Origin of the sequence: Streptococcus sp. k-90 (genome assembly GCF_013277565.1) — a bacterium.
In the GTDB taxonomy this organism is placed as follows: domain Bacteria; phylum Bacillota; class Bacilli; order Lactobacillales; family Streptococcaceae; genus Streptococcus.
On the sequence record NZ_VMNE01000022.1, the window covers coordinates 15,213 to 33,025 of the forward strand.

Below are 17,813 nucleotides of genomic sequence, written 5' to 3' on the forward strand. Positions count from 1 at the left end.
ATAAAATGACTATTCAATTTACTTCTAAAAAGGTTGGAGAACTATTGAAAGAAGGGGATTTACGGATTCCTTCTTATCAAAGACCATATAAATGGAACAGAAAACATATCCGTAATCTTTTTTATGATTTACGAGATGCTATGGGGAAAAAGGAATATCAGATTGGTTCCGTTATCTTGCATGAAAATGATGGATACTTAGATAATGTTAGATACTTAGATATTGTCGATGGACAGCAACGGCTAATTTCTATTTCCTTGTTTCTTCATTTATTAGATGATTTAGGGAATTATAAGGGTGCGAATCAACTGCTGAGTGCTGAATTTGGAGAGCTATCTTGCTATCATGCGAGTGAAAATTATAATGAGTGGGAAAATTTAACACAATTGGTTGGAGGAAATCAGGCAAAAGACATTTGCAATTTTTTATTGGAAAATTGTTCTGTCTCCGTGATTACTATGCCACAGGAACGATTATCAGAGGCCTTTCAGTTATTTGATTCTCAGAATAATCGTGGAAAATCTTTAGAACCTCATGATTTACTCAAAGCCTATCATCTGCGCAAGCAAGATTCAGAAGATGAAAAGATTGTTGAAAAGTGGGAGCAATTTGTAGAAGATAAAGATTTAAGTCTCAAAGAGTTGTTTGATAAACATCTTTTTCGTATGAGACGTTGGTCGCGAGGAGAGACAGGATTGACAAACAAGCGTTATGGTTCTTATCTCCGTTTTACAGAGGATTTTATTGACGATTTTAAAGGTGTTGATTTGAATCAGAACTTCCCATATCTAGAATTGTATCGTCATATTGAAAATCTCCCCATGTCAATTACTATGCCAATCATTGATGGAAGTAAATTTTTTGAGTATATTGAATCGGCCCATGAAACTATTAGAGTTCATAAAAAATTTTTAAATGAAGAGTTAGGATTTTCTGATGAACCTGAAGGGGAAGAAAAAAATCTAGCTTATCCAGAAGGTATGTCAAACATTTACAATAGCTCAAAAGGACGCTACCTCAAGTGTCACAATATATTCTTAAATATTTGTTCACTTTTTGCAGAGAGATTTGGAAAAGATGAGCTATCAAAGGAGATAGTAGAGACCTTGTTTATTTGGTCTTATTACCCACGAGTTAAGTCTAAAGCTATATATGATGCAACGGTAGGGAAATACGCCGCTGGTGGAAGTTTTAGACAAAAAGAGACTCAAAAGTTATTTCAACTTTTATCCCATGCTGTTACTCCGAATGATTTCATGATCAAGATAGATAGAGAATTATTTGAAAATTATACTGTGGACAAGATTATAGAAGAGGAAAAAGATAAATGGTAGAAACACATATAAGCTTATCAGTTAATCGTTTGTTAAATGAAGATACCTATGCTATTCCTCTTTATCAGAGAAATTTTGCTTGGACTTATAATGAAATCGAGCAGTTATTGAATGACGTAGCAGATGCTTTTCAAGAAAATAGAGACAATTATTATATTGGAACATTAGTCGTTAATAAAGAGAATGATATTTTCAAAATCATAGATGGGCAACAACGAACAACAGCCCTTAATTTGATTGCCTTAGCTTTGAAGCATGAGTTTGGTTTTGATAGATTGAAAGCTGTCAATCTTACCTTCCCAGCTAGGAAGAAATCAAATAAGAATATTCAAAAGCTATTTACCAAGAAAAAAATTTTAGAGGGTGATGAAAATGAACTGACTAGAGGCTACGGACATGCTAAAGACGCATTGAAAAAAGTGCTAGAGGAGCGCCAGCTTAATCCTCAGTTTTTCGTTGACTATCTTTTTGAGAATGTCATCATTTTTCGGAGTATACTTCCTGAGGATTTAGATTTGAATCTTTATTTCGAACGTTTCAATTCTCGAGGAGAACAACTAGAGGCTCATGAGATTCTTAAGGCGCAAATGATGGCTAAGTTCGGTACAGATCAAGAAATGGCGCAAAAGTTTGCAAGGATTTGGGATGCCTGTGCAGAGTTTGATAAGCCGGTAGCAAGTCAGTTTAAGATACGACGGAAGAGAGCAGATGACTTTCAAGAACGTGAACGTATTTTTGGATGGCATTTTACAAATTATTCATTTCATAATATTTATAATGATATTGATTTTCATCAAAATGAAAGAAGAAAGTTATCAGATATATTAGGAAAAAAGATAAATGAAAAAAATATAGAAGTAGAAAAAGACTTTGGCGATTATACTACAATCATTGACTTTCCAACATTCTTACTCCATGTATTGGCAATTGCGGAAGGTAAGAAGACTGATGAGATTCAACTAGATGATAAGAAACTCTTAGCACTATTTAATATAAAAAATAAAGATAAAACTTGGGTTATTGAATTTAGTGAATTTCTTCTTAGAATAAAACACATTTTCGATAATTACATCGTTAGAAATTCGAATATGGACTCTTCAAGTAGAAATAAGGATGAATGGTTTTTACAGAAGGGGACTTATTATGAATATCAACCAAATGGAAAATCTAAAGAGCATTATATAGTAGAAGAACGTTTTACTAATAATACGTTTTCGGATTCGGAAATTAACCAAAACATCATTCTTCTCCAATCCATGTTTGCTGTGACCTTTACTGCTAATCGTGATAGTCGTTGGTTATATGAAATCTTGCAATTCTTGTTTAACCATATTGAAGAGTTAAATCAAGCAGAATTTGCTAGTCTGTTTAAGGATTTTCTTGAGAAAATGGCAGTGAGATATGCTGAGGAAAGATTGTTTACTGAAGAAAAAAGTATCAAAAAATATGGTGCAATTCCTGTTTATGCTTTTAACTTTGTAGATTATGTTTTATGGAAAAATCGTGCTGAATTAGAGAAAGAGTACAAGGATATTAATTTTGATCATTTCAAATTTGCATATCGTCGCTCCATAGAGCATTGGTATCCTCAGAATCCAAATGGACATGATGGAGAGAGCCAATTACCTGTTGAGTTTTTACATTCCTTTGGCAACCTTTGTATTACTACCGATAGTCAGAACTCCAGGTTTGGCAACTCCTATCCAGAGGCTAAATTAGAACAATGGGAAAGAGAAGGGATATTCCATCGTCAGAGTTTAAAATTACAGATGATGGCAAAGATAACTTCTAAAAAAAATAGATGGGATATTGGTGAGATTCAATCTATGGAAAAAGAAGTGGAAAGGTATGTACAAAATTTTTGTAATAGCTAATTAAAACAAGCTTCAGTAAGCTTGTTTTTTAAAATACCAATATATGTGATATACTAGAAAGGGAGGATATTTCATGAAACTAAGAATCTTTGCGGAAGATAAGCCAGCTAAGAAGGTGTTTGAATATCAATTAGAACTTGCTGATCAGACAATTCTTCTATCGACAGCACTCTTGTCTGGTGCTATTGCTTTGGCAGGATTATTTTCTGCTTTGAAAGAAAAATAAAAATAGAAAAGGACAAATAAAATGGTTTTACCAAATTTTAAAGAAAATCTAGAAAAATATGCGAAATTATTGGTTGCGAACGGAATCAACGTGCAACCTGGTCACACTTTGGCTCTCTCTATCGACGTGGAGCAACGTGAGTTGGCTCACTTAATCGTCAAAGAAGCTTATGCCTTGGGGGCGCATGAGGTGATCGTTCAGTGGACAGATGATGTCATCAACCGTGAGAAATTCCTCCACGCACCGATGGAACGTTTGGACAATGTGCCAGAATACAAGATTGCTGAGATGAACTATCTTTTGGAGAACAAGGCTAGCCGTCTTGGGGTACGTTCTTCTGATCCAGGTGCCTTGAACGGTGTGGATGCTGACAAGCTTTCAGCTTCTGCTAAAGCTATGGGACTTGCCATGAAACCAATGCGTATCGCAACGCAATCCAATAAGGTTAGCTGGACTGTAGCAGCCGCTGCTGGACTTGAGTGGGCTAAGAAAGTCTTTCCAAATGCAGCGAGCGACGAAGAAGCAGTTGATCTCCTTTGGGACCAAATTTTCAAAACTTGCCGTGTCTATGAAGAAGATCCTGTTAAGGCTTGGGAAGAACACGCTGCAATTCTTAAGAGTAAGGCAGATATGCTTAATAAAGAGCAATTTTCAGCCCTTCACTATACAGGGCCAGGGACAGATTTGACCCTTGGTTTGCCGAAGAACCACGTTTGGGAATCGGCTGGTGCTATCAATGCACAGGGAGAAGGATTCTTGCCAAATATGCCGACAGAGGAAGTTTTCACAGCGCCTGATTTCCGTCGCGCAGATGGTTATGTCACTTCTACAAAACCGCTTAGCTATAATGGAAATATCATCGAGGGAATTAAAGTAACCTTCAAGTATGGACAAATCGTGGATATTTCAGCTGAGAAGGGTGATCAGGTCATGAAGGACCTCGTCTTTGAAAATGCGGGTGCGCGTGCCTTGGGTGAATGTGCCTTGGTACCAGATCCAAGCCCAATTTCTCAGTCAGGCATTACTTTCTTTAACACCCTTTTCGATGAGAATGCGTCAAACCACTTGGCTATCGGTGCAGCCTATGCGACTAGCGTCGTTGGTGGTGCAGAGATGAGCGAAGAAGAACTTGAAGCTGCGGGACTTAACCGTTCAGATGTTCACGTGGACTTTATGATTGGTTCTAATCAGATGGATATCGATGGTATCCGTGAGGATGGAACACGTGTACCACTCTTCCGTAACGGAGATTGGGTAAATTAAGGAGATAATATGTTAGGAAGTATGTTCGTTGGTCTCCTAGTGGGATTTTTAGCAGGTACTCTGACCAACCGTGGAGAGCGAATGGGATGTTTTGGAAAAATGTTTCTAGGCTGGATTGGTGCCTTTATAGGCCACTTGCTTTTTGGGACTTGGGGACCGATAATAGCAGAAACCGCCATTATTCCGGCAGTACTAGGTTCCATGATTGTCTTAGCGATTTTCTGGAGACGAGGAAGTTAATTTCTTAAACCTGATACTCAATGAAAATCAAAGAGCAAACTAGGAAACTAGCCGCAGGTTGCTCAAAGCACTGTTTTGAGGTTGTAGATAGAACTGACGAAGTCAGCTCAAAACACTGTTTTGAGGTTGCAGATAGAACTGACGAAGTCAGTAACATATATACGGCAAGGCGACGTTGACGCGGTTTGAAGAGATTTTTGAAGAGTATGAAACGAAAAGGAGGTTGGTCATTGTACCAGCCTCCTTTTGAGTATGATATAATAGTTCTATGAGATTAGATAAATTTTTAGTTGCCTGCGCTGTGGGGAGTCGGACTGAGGTCAAAAACTTGCTCAAGGCTGGGCGCGTGACGGTAAATGGTAAAAAAGAAAAATCAGCTAAACTACAGATTAACGAAGAAAGAGACCAGATTCATTTTGATGGTCAAAAACTAGAGTATGAAGAGTTTGTTTATTACATGATGAACAAGCCCAAAGGTGTTATTTCAGCGACTGAGGATCCCAAGCACAGAACCGTTCTGGATTTATTGGATGACTTGGCGCGGAGCAAGGAAGTTTTCCCAGTAGGGCGCTTGGATATTGACACGCATGGTCTTTTGCTCTTGACTAATGATGGCAAGCTTGCCCATACTCTTCTTTCACCTAAGCGTCATGTGGACAAGACTTATCAGGCTCAGGTCAAGGGAATGATGACCCGAGAAGATGTGGAGACATTTGCTGAGGGTATTCCGCTCAAAGACTTTACCTGTCAACCCGCTAAACTGGAGCTTGTTTCCATAGATACAGAAAAGAATCAAAGCCAAATCCGTGTGACCATTGCAGAAGGGAAGTTTCATCAGATCAAGCGTATGGTTGCCTACTGTGGTAAGGAAGTGATGGACCTGCAACGTTTGACTATGGGAACTCTAGTATTGGATGAGAACCTAGAACGAGGGGAATGGCGCCGCTTGACCAAGGAGGAATTGGAAAATCTTCTTGCTAGTATTGCTTAATCTGCTTTATATTCGAAAAAGGGGAGGGACAATGTCCTTGCCTTTTATGTTTTTCAGTTGCTTCCTTTGTGAAAAGAGTTATAATAGACTGTAGAATAAAAGGAGGAATCTATGAACGCGATTCAAGAATCATTTACTGATAAACTATTTGCCAACTATGAAGCAAATGTCAAATACCAAGCGATTGAAAATGCTGCTAGCCACAACGGAATTTTTGCAGCTCTGGAACGTCGCCAAAGCCATGTAGACAATACACCTGTTTTCTCATTGGATTTGACCAAGGACAAGGTAACCAACCAGAAAGCGTCTGGTCGTTGCTGGATGTTTGCAGCCCTTAACACTTTCCGCCACAAGCTCATCTCGCAATACAAACTAGAAAACTTTGAGTTGTCACAAGCTCATACTTTCTTCTGGGACAAGTATGAGAAATCAAACTGGTTCTTGGAGCAAGTCATTGCGACTGCAGACCAAGACTTGACGAGCCGCAAGGTTAAATTTCTACTCCAAACACCACAACAAGACGGTGGTCAGTGGGATATGGTCGTTTCTCTCTTTGAGAAATATGGTGTCGTACCTAAATCAGTCTATCCTGAATCTGTTTCATCTAGTAGCAGCCGTGAGCTTAATGCCATTCTTAATAAATTACTTCGTCAAGATGCTCAAATCTTACGTGACCTCTTGACTTCAGGTGCTGATCAAGCAACTGTTCAGGCTAAGAAAGAAGACCTCTTGCAAGAAATCTTTAACTTCCTTGCAATGTCACTAGGTCTCCCACCACGTAAATTTGACTTTGCTTATCGTGATAAAGACAATAACTACCAAAGCGAAAAAGGTATCACTCCACAAGAGTTTTACAAGAAATATGTCGACCTTCCATTAGAAGACTACGTTTCTGTGATCAATGCTCCAACTGCTGATAAACCATATGGCAAATCATACACAGTTGAGATGTTGGGAAATGTCGTTGGTAGCCGTGCAGTTCGCTATATCAACGTACCTATGGAACGCTTGAAAGAATTGGCGATTGCTCAAATGCAAGCAGGAGAGACTGTTTGGTTTGGTTCTGATGTCGGCCAGCTCAGCAACCGTAAAGCGGGAATCCTTGCGACAGATGTTTATGACTTTGAATCAAGCATGGACATTCAACTCACTCAAGACAAGGCTGGACGTTTGGACTACAGCGAAAGCTTGATGACCCACGCCATGGTCTTGACAGGTGTTGATTTGGATGAAAATGGCAAAACAATCAAGTGGAAAGTTGAAAACTCATGGGGAGACAAGGTCGGTACAGATGGTTACTTTGTTGCTTCAGATGCTTGGATGGACGAGTACACTTACCAAATTGTTGTTCGTAAGGAATTACTAACAGCAGAAGAACAAGCTGCCTATGAAGCAGAACCAATCGTCCTTGCACCATGGGATCCAATGGGTGCCTTGGCTGAATAAATGAGATATAAAAAGAACGGTTCTATAATTTTTAGGGTTGATGGAAATTTTCCACCAACCCTATTTTAGTGTATACAAAAAGGCCAACATCCATTATATTAAAAGCGCTGAAACCTAAAACAAAAGGATGATGACCATATGAACAATATACTAGAAGCTACACTACAAATCAAAGATAAAAACATTATTTGGGATAATAAAGTTCAAGAGAAGATATTTAAAAAGAGAAAATCTTTATTTTATGCAGCTACTTATACGCATAAACCAGAATTTTGTACCGTTTGTGGGTGTGTTAGCCGAAATAATAATATCGTTAAAAACGGCACGAAAACATCTCGTATCACTCTCTGTTCTGTTTCAGGCCTAGCGGCCTACTTAAATCTACGCAAGCAGAGATTTCTCTGTAGAGAATGCGGCTCTTCATTTACCGCAGACACTAGTCGAATCGTAGAAAAACACTGTCATATCTCTAAACGCTTAAAAAACGAAATTAAATCAAAAATAAGTGAAACAGTATCTGAAACCTATCTTCCGATAGTAATATGAGCTTCATTATTTGTGATAGCACTACACACAAGCTGGTCGATGTTGTACGAGATAGAAAATCTTACAGCTTGAAAAAGTATTTTCATCGTTTTGAGCCTAAGACTAGATTAAAGGTAAAAACTATCTCCATCGACATGTACTTACCGTACATTCAATTAATAAAAGAAATGTTTCCTAACGCTAAAATTATCATTGATCCTTTTCATATCGTACAAGCCTTAAATAGAGAATTAAATCGAACTCGGGTACGTGTCATGAATAAGCATCGCTATAAAGACTCTAAATTATATCGAAAGTTAAAACATTATTGGAAGTTAATTTTAAAGAACTCTAATGAACTTCAGAACTATAAATATAATCGTTATAAGCTTTTTGAAAGCTTCATAACAAGTAAAGGAATCGTAGATTATATCTTAGAAAAAAATCCATCTCTTAAAAATGATTATGAGGTTGTACATTCACTTCGTGAATGTATACAGGATAGAGATTATATAGAATTCAAGGAAACGATTGAAGCAGCTACGCAATTAGACCTATCTCCTGGTTTAAAAAGAGTATTAAAGACTCTTATGACTTACTTGCCATATATTCAAAATACTTGTGAGTATCCAACTAGAACAAATGGCCCTATTGAAGGAATAAACAATAAAATAAAAGTGCTTAAAAGAAATGCCTACGGCTTTAGAAACTATTACCATTTTAGAAATAGGATTATTTTAATAACAAAAATGTTTGGCCCAAAACAAAAAGGAATTAAGCAACAATTAGTTGCTTAATCCCTTCCTAAATTTCTTCATCAACACTATTTGACAAAGAGCCCTTTTTTAGTGCTCAAAATAGCACTCAATTTTAAATGGATTTGGTGTTCAAAAAATATAATCAAATGCAACAAACTAATTTCATTTTTAATAGGCACAATTAATTTTAGAAGATAGTACGAAAAAATATTGACTATTTTCTTTAGAATGTGTAAAATTTAGATAGATTATTTAAAGTGAGGTTTTTTTATCTTGTCTATATTAAAGAAGAAAGTTAATATGTTTAGTGTACTATTGAATGTGGTATTAATAGCTATTATAGCTATTGGAGTGCTATTTTTCTTACCTAAGGAACATAAATCAGAAGTCAAATCGTCAATTAATATCGAAAGTATTGAAAAAGTGAATGAAGTTGTATTTTTGAATGCGGGAATTAATGAAATTATTTCTGAAACAAAAACAACTCAAGTTTTTGGGTTTGATGTGCCGTTCTCTAAAAAAGCAGCATTAGTAATTTTAAATTATAAAGCTAAATTTGGAATTAAAAGTAGTGTAAAGGTTGAACAAATAAGCGAAAAAGAATATAAGGTTATTGTTCCAAAATTGGAAGTAATTGGTGTTGAACTTTCAAAAGATAATCCTTATGATTTATATGATAGTCATGGAGAGTTATTAAGTGGAACTACAGAAGATATTGATACTGGGAAATTGGTCGCTAACCAACTTTCTAGTGATAAACAAGCAGAGTATTTAGATAAATTTAAGAGTGAAATTAAAGAATCTGCAATCAATTATTATAAAACAATATTTTCTTCAATGGATTCTGAAGTAAAAGTAACTATAGAATTTACAGAATAATTTTTGAAATACAAAACCCTGGCCATCTCTGGTCAGGGTTTTGTGTGGTTCTATAATTTTTAGGGTTGATGGAAATTTTCCACCAACCCTATTTTAGTGTATACAAAAAGGCCAACATCCATTATATTAAAAGCGCTGAAACCTAAAACAAAAGAATGATGACCATATGAACAATATACTAGAAGCTACACTACAAATCAAAGATGCACACAATGAAGGTGTTACATTCCATTTCTTAGAGAATATTAAAGAAGTATTGCGTGATGAGAGTGGGAAAGTAACTGGTGTAAAGGTTATTACAATGGAACTTGGTGAATCAGATGAAAGTGGAAGAAGATCAACGCATGAAGTGGCAGGTAGTGAACATATTATTCCATGTGACCTTGTCGTTGCAGCAATTGAACAAAAGTAGACTTTAGTGTTCTAGATGAAAGGTAAAAATTTGACTTTCGGTCAACATCAGAATACAATAGAAATGAACTAATAACAGGGGATGCATATTTAGGTCCTCAATCTATCGCAACCGCAATTAAAGGCGGGTGAGAAGTTGCGACAGAAGTACATGAATCGTTTAAAGAAAACACATAAATAACTTGTGGTGCCTTTCGTTTTTTTACTGGGAAAATTAAGGAACTATAGTTATAAATCATTAAATATATTAATATATTAACATGCGTATATTTATGGGAAGAAGGTTATGTCATCTATAGTTGTACTTCTGACGATAAGGTTGTTCGTGTACCAAAGGAAATTAAAGGTAAACCTGTTATCGCAATTGGAGAACGTGGTCTTGCGAACTTGAAACATTGTGAGGCAATCGTTTTACCAGATACAGTACGATATATTGGAAAAGGTGCGTTTACGATTGACAATAAGTTAAAGTATGTCCACTTTGGTAAGTCAATAGAAACAGTAGAAGATGATGTTTTCAACTCTGATAGTTCATTAGAATCAGTTGTATTCCCAGAAGGAACAAAGAGTATTGGAACATTAGTATTTTGGGGGACATCATCAATTAAATCTATTACAATTCCAGCAAGTGTAACAGAAATTACAGAATACTTCTATTTTGTGGATAACTGTAACCCAGATGTAGAAATCCATACACCTAAGGGATCAAAGGCAGAAGAAGTAGCTAAAGCAATGCAACTTAAAGTAGTAAATGACTAAAGGGGAATAGTATGAACAAAAAATTACTATCAGGCTTAGGGACTGACCCCAAAAAGTGAGAATTTAATAAAAACACCCTAGGGCTACCGTCTTCGGTATTCAACCGGAGACAGGTAGTCCAATTTTTGTTGGATTCTTTTTTCATTAGGTTCTTCATCAACACTATTTGACAAAGAGCCAAAAGAATCAGGTGATAAACCTGATTCTTTTTTTGTTTGTACATTCTCACCAAGATTACATGATACCGAAGAAACGAGCTGCGATACCTACTGCAAAGAGAGCAAGGATGATTGAGATTGGTGATACTTTTTTCTTAAGCAACCACATGCAAAGGAAAGTAAGGAGAAGTCCCATTAATCCTGGAATCAATGAGTTCAACTGACCTTGGAGAGTTTGTGGTTGAATCTTGTCTAAGCTCAATCCACCAAGTGCTTGACCAAGGATACCTTTCAATTCAGCACCTGATACAGGTCCTTCTGGGAAGTTGATGTAGGCACCTTCAGCTAATTGTTTACCAGGAAGGTTAACAGTGAAGTTGATCGATACCCAACGTTGTACAAGAACAGCAAGGATGAACATACCAAGGATAGAAGCTCCTTTAGTGATGTCTTTCAAGATACCACCAGACATGTCTTTAGTGATTTCAGATCCAGCTTTGTAACCAAATTCTTGTGTGTACCATAGGAAGGCCATACGGATCGCATTCCATCCGAAGAAGAAGAGAAGTGGGCCAACCAAGTTACCAGATGCAGCAAGTGATGCACCAAGAGCTCCAAGGATAGGACGAACTGTAAACCAGAATACTGGGTCACCGATACCAGCAAGAGGTCCCATCATACCGATTTTAACCCCTTGGATAGCAGCGTCGTCGATTTCAACACCGTTAGCACGTTCTTCTTCAAGTGCAAGAGTAACCCCCATGATTGGAGCAGCTACGTATGGGTGAGTGTTGAAGAACTCAAGGTGACGCTCAAGAGCAGCAGCTTGGTCTTCTTTAGTAGTGTACAATTTTTTGATAGCTGGGATCAATGAATAAGCCCAACCCAAGTTTTGCATACGCTCGTAGTTCCAAGAACCTTGAAGGAATTGTGAACGCCACCAAACTTTTTTACGATCTGATTTTGATAATTGAAGTTTTTCAGTCATGATTGTTCCCCTTTCTAGTAGTCTTCTAGGATATCACCGATTGGGTCGTTAGAAGTTGCAGCTCCTCCGCCACCGTTACCACCTTGTTTTGAAAGGTTAAGGTAGATGAAGGCAAGGGCAACACCGACTACACCAAGGGCAATCAAAGTCAGTTGAGAAATGGCAGCAAAGGCAAAACCGATTGCGAAGAATGGCCATACTTCACGAGTTGCCATCATGTTGATAACCATAGCGTAACCAACGGCAACGACCATAGCACCACCGACAGCCATACCACCGTTCAACCAGTCTGGCATCAATTTAAGAGCATCTTGAACGGCAGAAGCTGGGATAGCGATAAGGAAGGCAGCAGGGATAGCAATACGAAGACCTTGAAGAAGAAGTGCGATAAAGTGAGCACGCTCAACAGCTGCAATATTTCCTTCTTTAGCAGCAGCATCGGCAGTGTGAACCAAACCAACTGAGATTGTACGAACAATCATAGTCAAGAAAAGTCCAGCTACGGCAAGAGGGATAGCTGTTGCTGTTGCAACGGCGATACCTTCAGTAGTAAAGTTGCCACCTTTAATCAAGATGATTGCTGCAGCAACAGATGCAAGAGCAGCATCAGGAGCTACGGCAGCTCCGATGTTTGCCCAACCAAGGGCGATCATTTGAAGTGATCCACCAAGCATAACCCCTGCTTCGAGGTTACCAGTTACAAGACCGATAAGGGTACATGCGACGATTGGTTGATGGAATTGGAATTGGTCGAGGATACCTTCAAGACCTGCAAGGAAGGCAACAACTACAACCAAGACAGCAGAAATAATTGAAATATCTGACATGGTTTTATTCCTTTTCTATTTAATGATAATAAAGTGAAAAATTTTCTTAGAATTCTTCGATAGTTACTGATGTCTATTATTGAACGTTGGCTTTGTTAATCAAGTCAAACAAATCTTTTTTGGTGTCGTTTGGTACTTTACGTACGTCAAATTCAACACCGAGGTCACGCATTTTTTCAAATGTAGCAACGTCATCTTTGTCCATAGACAAAACGTTGTTGACCATTGTTTTACCTGTTGAGTGAGCCATTGATCCTACGTTAAGGGTCTTGATTGGCACGCCACCTTCGATTGCACGAAGGGCATCTTGAGGTGTTTCAAACAAGATAAGGGCATGTGTTTCTCCAAAGCGTGGGTCTTTTGAAACCTCGATCAATTTTTGAATTGGAACCACATTGGCTCTGACATTATTTGGAGCTGCTTGTTTAATCAATTCTTTACGAAGGTCGTCGTTTGCAACGTTATCTGAAGCAACGATGATACGATCTGCTTTTGAATCTGGAGTCCAAGCAGTTGCAACTTGACCGTGAAGTAAACGAGTGTCTAGACGGGCAAGATTGATTTTCAGTTTACCATCACCGATAACAGTTCCTTCTGGGATAGCAGCTTGGGCAACTGGAGCAGCTGCAGCACTTGCAACTTCTTCAACTGGATTTAACTCTTCTGGAAGAGCTTTGATGCCATCTTTGGCTTCTTTGATAATATTCGCAGCGACTTTTTCCACGCCTGCTGTAGCGTCCATGAGGCGCTCTGTATAGGCTTGGATTAACATCGGTAAGTTAAGTCCTGTGATGATGGCAAACTTACGATCAGGATTTTCTCCCATTACGCGACTAGCTTGGTTGAATGGAGAACCACTCCAAAGGTCAGCCAAAACTAGTACCTCATCTTCTGCGTCAAATGCAGCCACAGCGTTGTTAAATTTAGCATATAGGTCATCTGGACCTTCATTTGGCATAAAGGTTACAACTTGAACCTTTTCTTGTTCACCAAAAATCATAGATCCTGACTGATGAATACCTGCAGCGAATTCACCGTGGCTCGCAATAATGATTCCGATACTCATTATTGTCATTCCTCCTTTTTGTTTTTTCAGTTTTCATTTAAGAAAACTTTAAGACTAGATAAGTATAAACCGTTTTCATATAAAAATCAACTATTTAGCATAAAAAAATAAAAAGGCTTTCTTTAAAAGTGTTGATATATTAAGTTTTGGAGGAGTTTTTTGATTCCTTATTTAAAAATTTAATATAAAAAAGTTGGAAGCGCATTCCAACTTTTAAAAAAGATTTTTATTAAATTAGTGGGTGAAGTCGAGTACCATACGTCCTTGGATTTGACCTTTTTCCATTTCGTCGAAAATTGCTACAGCGTCTTCTACTGGACGTTTTTGGACAACTGGGGCTACCAAACCTTCTGCACCGAATTGGAAGGCTTCCTCCAAGTCTTTACGAGTTCCAACAAGAGAACCGATAACTTGGATTCCATCTAGAACGGTTTTAACAATGCTGAGTTCCATCATTTCAGAAGGAAGACCGACAGCGACGACACGACCACCAGCACGAACTGAGTCAACAGCCTGATTGAAGGCAACTTTAGATACAGCAGTTACAACAGCTGAGTGGGCTCCTCCATCTGTTTTTTCTTTGATTAGGCCTGGTACATCTTCAACTTCGAGGCCGTTAATAACAATGTCCGCACCCACTTCTTTTGCAAGGGTAAGTTTATCATTGTTGATATCAACTGCGACAACATGAGCGTTGAAAACTTTTTTAGCATATTGAACAGCGAGATTACCAAGTCCACCAGCACCATATAGAACAACCCATTGGCCTGGTTCAACTTTTGCTTCTTTAATAGCTTTATAGGTTGTTACACCAGCACATGTGATAGAAGAAGCTTGGGCTGGATCAAGTCCGTCAGGAACTTTGACAGCATAGTCTGCAGTTACAATACACTGTTCAGCCATACCACCGTCTACTGAGTAACCAGCATTTTTTACTGTACGGCAAAGGGTTTCGCGACCAGTTGTACAGTATTCACAAGTACCACATCCTTCAAAGAACCAAGCAACGCTGACGCGGTCACCAACTTTAAGACTTTTAACATCTGGCGCAATTTCTTTAACGATACCAACACCTTCATGTCCTAGGACACGCCCCGGCACCTGACCGAAGTCACCATGGGCAACATGGAGGTCAGTGTGGCAAACACCACAGTATTCAATTTCTACAAGTGCTTCCCCAGTTTCAAGTGGACGGAGTACTTTTTCTTCAATAGCAACACCAGTGCTTTCTGGATTTACAACAACAGCTTTCATAGCTATCCTCCTTGATATTGGCCGAGAACAGGGACAACGGGACTGGATTGATTTTTTCAACAGAGTCGAGTGTGACGAGCTCTCTTGTATTTATATGTGAATTATATCACAAAAGAAAGCCTTTTCCAAGGTTTTGGAGGCAAAAAGTCGAATAATCGATTAACCGGTTGATGAGACTGTGAAAAGAACACAAAGACCAGCCTGCAAGCTGGTCATACTCTTCGAAAATCTCTTCAAACCACGTCAGCTTCGCCTTGCTGTATATATGGTTACTGACTTCGTCAGTTTCATCTACAACCTCAAAGCAGTGCTTTGAGCAACCTACGGCTAGCTTCCTAGTTTGCTCTTTGATTTTCATTGAGTATCAGTATAGGTTATAAGAATAAGTCTTGTAGGGTTTTGGCAACCCCGTCTTGGTCGTTGGTCAGGGAAATTTGCTCATCCGCATAGGGGAGTAGCTCTGGATTGGCATTTTTCATGGCATAGCCCTTTCCAGCAAAAGCTAGCATTTCGGTATCATTGTGTTCATCTCCAAAGGCAATCAAATCCTTTTTGTCACGGTTCATTACCTTGAGCAAGTAGTCCAAAGCGAAGGCCTTATTGACTCCTTTTGGGGTACATTCAAGGATATTGAGAGGACCTCCCCAGGTATTAATAGACAGTTGATGCTGGTAGAAGGCGTTCATTTCTTTTGCCAGGGCATACTTGTCACTGGCTCTGGTCTGCAAGAGAATACAGTTAGGGTTCTTGGTCACCAATTCAGGCTTGAATTGATCTTCAGGTTGGAAAGCTTCTACGCCAAATAGTTTGGGATTGGCAATTTCTTCATTAGGATTTGTAATGTAGAATTTTTTACGGTATTCTCCAGCGATAAAATCGGCTTGAATGTCCTCTGAACGTCGAACCATATCTAAAAGATATTTTTTGTCTACCGTTAAACACTTTTCAAAGTCCCAAACTTGGCCTGGTAAATGAGTAAGGGAGCCGTTGAAATTAATCATAGGAGTGTCTAAGCCTAATTCATGGTAGAAATCTTTTGACATGCGGTAAGGGCGACCTGTCGTAATAATAATCTGATGCCCTTGTTCAGCAACTTTTTTAATGGTTTCTTTGGTAAAGTCAGAAATCTGACTGTCTGAGTTGAGCAGGGTTCCATCTAGGTCAACTGCAATAATTTTTTTCGTCATATGAACCTTTCTAGTGTCTTTCCAGATAAGATGTCTACTATTATAACAAAAAGCAGAGAGAAAAGCAGATTCCAAACAAAAAAGAAATTCCATCATTTTATTAAATAAATTAAACAAATATATTGAAAAAGTGAATGATAAATGATATAATTCTATTATTGTTCGTAAAAATTAAAAGGAGATTGATAATGGACAAATTATTTAAACTAAAAGAGAACGGTACAGACGTTCGTACAGAGGTTCTCGCTGGTTTAACAACTTTCTTTGCAATGAGCTATATTCTCTTTGTAAACCCACAAATTCTTTCGCAAACAGGAATGCCTGCTCAGGGTATCTTCCTAGCAACGATTATTGGTTCTGTGGTAGGAACTCTTATGATGGCTTTTTATGCTAACTTACCATATGCTCAAGCACCAGGTATGGGACTGAATGCTTTCTTTACCTTTACAGTTGTCTTTGGACTTGGTTATTCTTGGCAAGAAGCCTTGGCTATGGTTTTCATTTGTGGTATTATTTCATTGATTATTACTTTGACAAATGTACGCAAAATGATCATTGAATCCATTCCTACTGCTCTTCGTTCAGCTATTTCAGCAGGTATCGGTGTTTTCCTTGCCTATGTAGGGATCAAGAATGCTGGACTTTTGAAGTTTACGATTGATCCAGGTAACTATACTGTTGTAGGAGAAGGGGCTGACAAAGCTCAAGCAACGATTGCAGCAAACTCTTCAGCGGTTCCAGGATTGGTTGACTTTAATAACCCAGCTGTTTTGGTAGCTCTTGCAGGACTTGCCATTACTATCTTTTTTGTCATCAAAGGCATTAAGGGAGGGATTATCCTTTCTATCTTAACAACAACAGTTCTTGCAATTGCAGTAGGTTTAGTTAATATTTCTAGCATTGATTTTTCAAATAATCACTTGGGTGCTGCGGTAGAAGATTTGAAGAAAGTTTTTGGTGCAGCTCTTGGTTCAGAAGGTTTGGGAGCTTTGATTTCAGATACAGCTCGCTTACCTGAGACTCTTATGGCTATTCTGGCCTTCTCGTTAACAGATATTTTCGATACAATTGGTACTCTAATTGGTACTGGTGAAAAAGTTGGAATCATTGCTTCTAAAGGTGAAAACAAGGAATCAGTTAAATTGGACAAAGCTCTTTATTCTGATTTAATTGCTACAACAATTGGTGCAGTAGCTGGTACTTCAAACGTGACGACTTATGTTGAGTCTGCTGCTGGTATCGGTGCAGGTGGACGTACTGGTTTGACAGCCTTGGTTGTAGCTATCTGTTTTGCGATCTCAAGCTTCTTTAGCCCACTTTTAGCGATTGTACCAACAGCCGCTACAGCTCCAATCTTAATTATTGTTGGGATTATGATGTTGGCTAGCTTGAAAAATATTCATTGGGATGATATGTCTGAAGCGGTTCCTGCTTTCTTCACATCTATCTTTATGGGATTCAGCTACTCTATCACTCAAGGGATTGCAGTTGGTTTCTTGACTTACACTTTGACTAAGATTGTCAAAGGTCAAGCTAAAGATGTTCATGTCATGATTTGGATTTTGGATGCCTTGTTTATCCTTAACTATATCAGCATGGCCCTATAATAGAATTACCCAGGGGGATT

Annotated in this window: 16 protein-coding genes and 1 pseudogene; 12 read left to right on the top strand and 5 right to left on the bottom strand. The window is 38.4% G+C overall.

Annotated elements, in window-relative coordinates; translation table 11 throughout:
* The first annotated feature begins 5 nt into the window (after positions 1–5).
* From HT734_RS07385 to HT734_RS07435, 11 genes and pseudogenes are all read left to right on the top strand, one after another.
* Entirely contained in the window at positions 6–1,334 is a 1,329-nt protein-coding gene (locus HT734_RS07385) for a DUF262 domain-containing protein (protein WP_000155162.1), read from the top strand.
* The gene (locus tag HT734_RS07390; protein ID WP_173277154.1) at positions 1,328–3,208 is read left to right on the top strand and encodes a DUF262 domain-containing protein; all 1,881 of its coding nucleotides are present in this window, start codon (positions 1,328–1,330) and stop codon (positions 3,206–3,208) included. The genes HT734_RS07385 and HT734_RS07390 overlap by 7 nt, the downstream gene beginning before the upstream one ends.
* A gap of 73 nt (positions 3,209–3,281) precedes the next feature.
* Entirely contained in the window at positions 3,282–3,434 is a 153-nt protein-coding gene (locus tag HT734_RS07395; protein ID WP_119946721.1) for a hypothetical protein, read from the top strand.
* Between the two features lie 21 nt (positions 3,435–3,455).
* Positions 3,456–4,697, top strand: a complete 1,242-nt coding sequence (locus HT734_RS07400) for an aminopeptidase (protein WP_173277155.1) — start codon at positions 3,456–3,458, stop codon at positions 4,695–4,697.
* A 9-nt stretch (positions 4,698–4,706) separates the two neighbouring features.
* Positions 4,707–4,937: a GlsB/YeaQ/YmgE family stress response membrane protein gene (locus tag HT734_RS07405; protein ID WP_000901570.1), complete on the top strand. Its 231-nt coding sequence runs from the start codon at positions 4,707–4,709 to the stop codon at positions 4,935–4,937.
* Positions 4,938–5,205: 268 nt separating this feature from the next.
* Positions 5,206–5,928 carry a pseudouridine synthase gene (locus HT734_RS07410; RefSeq protein ID WP_173277157.1) on the top strand — a complete coding sequence of 241 codons (723 nt, stop codon included), beginning with the start codon at positions 5,206–5,208 and terminating at the stop codon, positions 5,926–5,928.
* 111 nt (positions 5,929–6,039) lie between these two features.
* Positions 6,040–7,374: an aminopeptidase C gene (pepC, locus tag HT734_RS07415; protein WP_049532155.1), complete on the top strand. Its 1,335-nt coding sequence runs from the start codon at positions 6,040–6,042 to the stop codon at positions 7,372–7,374.
* 138 nt (positions 7,375–7,512) lie between these two features.
* Positions 7,513–8,696 (top strand): annotated as a pseudogene (locus HT734_RS07420) (ISL3 family transposase).
* 261 nt (positions 8,697–8,957) lie between these two features.
* On the top strand, positions 8,958–9,536 hold the full coding sequence (locus HT734_RS07425) for a DUF4230 domain-containing protein (protein WP_000493216.1): 579 nt from the start codon (positions 8,958–8,960) through the stop codon (positions 9,534–9,536).
* Between the two features lie 166 nt (positions 9,537–9,702).
* Complete coding sequence (locus tag HT734_RS07430) at positions 9,703–9,948, top strand: hypothetical protein (RefSeq protein WP_004238875.1); 246 nt, start codon at positions 9,703–9,705, stop codon at positions 9,946–9,948.
* A gap of 362 nt (positions 9,949–10,310) precedes the next feature.
* The gene (locus HT734_RS07435; RefSeq protein ID WP_075230488.1) at positions 10,311–10,706 is read left to right on the top strand and encodes a leucine-rich repeat domain-containing protein; all 396 of its coding nucleotides are present in this window, start codon (positions 10,311–10,313) and stop codon (positions 10,704–10,706) included.
* A 234-nt stretch (positions 10,707–10,940) separates the two neighbouring features.
* On the opposite strand, the gene HT734_RS07440 is transcribed toward HT734_RS07435, so the two are convergent.
* From HT734_RS07440 to HT734_RS07460, 5 genes are all read right to left on the bottom strand, one after another.
* Entirely contained in the window at positions 10,941–11,852 is a 912-nt protein-coding gene (locus HT734_RS07440; protein WP_000136858.1) for a PTS system mannose/fructose/sorbose family transporter subunit IID, read from the bottom strand.
* Positions 11,853–11,866: 14 nt separating this feature from the next.
* Positions 11,867–12,679: a PTS mannose/fructose/sorbose transporter subunit IIC gene (locus HT734_RS07445; RefSeq protein ID WP_001280331.1), complete on the bottom strand. Its 813-nt coding sequence runs from the start codon at positions 12,677–12,679 to the stop codon at positions 11,867–11,869.
* A 76-nt stretch (positions 12,680–12,755) separates the two neighbouring features.
* Positions 12,756–13,745, bottom strand: a complete 990-nt coding sequence (locus tag HT734_RS07450) for a PTS sugar transporter subunit IIB (protein WP_173277159.1) — start codon at positions 13,743–13,745, stop codon at positions 12,756–12,758.
* A 234-nt stretch (positions 13,746–13,979) separates the two neighbouring features.
* Positions 13,980–14,999, bottom strand: a complete 1,020-nt coding sequence (gene adhP, locus HT734_RS07455; protein ID WP_140833296.1) for an alcohol dehydrogenase AdhP — start codon at positions 14,997–14,999, stop codon at positions 13,980–13,982.
* A gap of 374 nt (positions 15,000–15,373) precedes the next feature.
* Positions 15,374–16,186, bottom strand: coding sequence for a Cof-type HAD-IIB family hydrolase (locus HT734_RS07460; protein WP_173277162.1), 813 nt, complete (start codon positions 16,184–16,186; stop codon positions 15,374–15,376).
* Between the two features lie 188 nt (positions 16,187–16,374).
* On the opposite strand from HT734_RS07460, the gene HT734_RS07465 reads away from it, so the two are divergent.
* On the top strand, positions 16,375–17,793 hold the full coding sequence (locus HT734_RS07465; RefSeq protein WP_173277165.1) for an NCS2 family permease: 1,419 nt from the start codon (positions 16,375–16,377) through the stop codon (positions 17,791–17,793).
* The last annotated feature ends 20 nt before the right edge of the window (positions 17,794–17,813 follow it).

Bases quoted from the DNA above. Each gene is read 5' to 3' on its own strand.
- HT734_RS07450 (WP_173277159.1), bottom strand. From the start codon at position 13,745: ATGAGTATCGGAATCATTATTGCGAGCCACGGTGAATTCGCTGCAGGT.
- pepC (WP_049532155.1), top strand. From the start codon at position 6,040: ATGAACGCGATTCAAGAATCATTTACTGATAAACTATTTGCCAACTAT.
- HT734_RS07430 (WP_004238875.1), top strand. From the start codon at position 9,703: ATGAACAATATACTAGAAGCTACACTACAAATCAAAGATGCACACAAT.
- HT734_RS07425 (WP_000493216.1), top strand. From the start codon at position 8,958: ATGTTTAGTGTACTATTGAATGTGGTATTAATAGCTATTATAGCTATT.
- HT734_RS07395 (WP_119946721.1), top strand. From the start codon at position 3,282: ATGAAACTAAGAATCTTTGCGGAAGATAAGCCAGCTAAGAAGGTGTTT.
- HT734_RS07465 (WP_173277165.1), top strand. From the start codon at position 16,375: ATGGACAAATTATTTAAACTAAAAGAGAACGGTACAGACGTTCGTACA.
- HT734_RS07400 (WP_173277155.1), top strand. From the start codon at position 3,456: ATGGTTTTACCAAATTTTAAAGAAAATCTAGAAAAATATGCGAAATTA.
- HT734_RS07440 (WP_000136858.1), bottom strand. From the start codon at position 11,852: ATGACTGAAAAACTTCAATTATCAAAATCAGATCGTAAAAAAGTTTGG.
- HT734_RS07405 (WP_000901570.1), top strand. From the start codon at position 4,707: ATGTTAGGAAGTATGTTCGTTGGTCTCCTAGTGGGATTTTTAGCAGGT.
- adhP (WP_140833296.1), bottom strand. From the start codon at position 14,999: ATGAAAGCTGTTGTTGTAAATCCAGAAAGCACTGGTGTTGCTATTGAA.
- HT734_RS07385 (WP_000155162.1), top strand. From the start codon at position 6: ATGACTATTCAATTTACTTCTAAAAAGGTTGGAGAACTATTGAAAGAA.
- HT734_RS07410 (WP_173277157.1), top strand. From the start codon at position 5,206: ATGAGATTAGATAAATTTTTAGTTGCCTGCGCTGTGGGGAGTCGGACT.
- HT734_RS07390 (WP_173277154.1), top strand. From the start codon at position 1,328: ATGGTAGAAACACATATAAGCTTATCAGTTAATCGTTTGTTAAATGAA.
- HT734_RS07445 (WP_001280331.1), bottom strand. From the start codon at position 12,679: ATGTCAGATATTTCAATTATTTCTGCTGTCTTGGTTGTAGTTGTTGCC.
- HT734_RS07460 (WP_173277162.1), bottom strand. From the start codon at position 16,186: ATGACGAAAAAAATTATTGCAGTTGACCTAGATGGAACCCTGCTCAAC.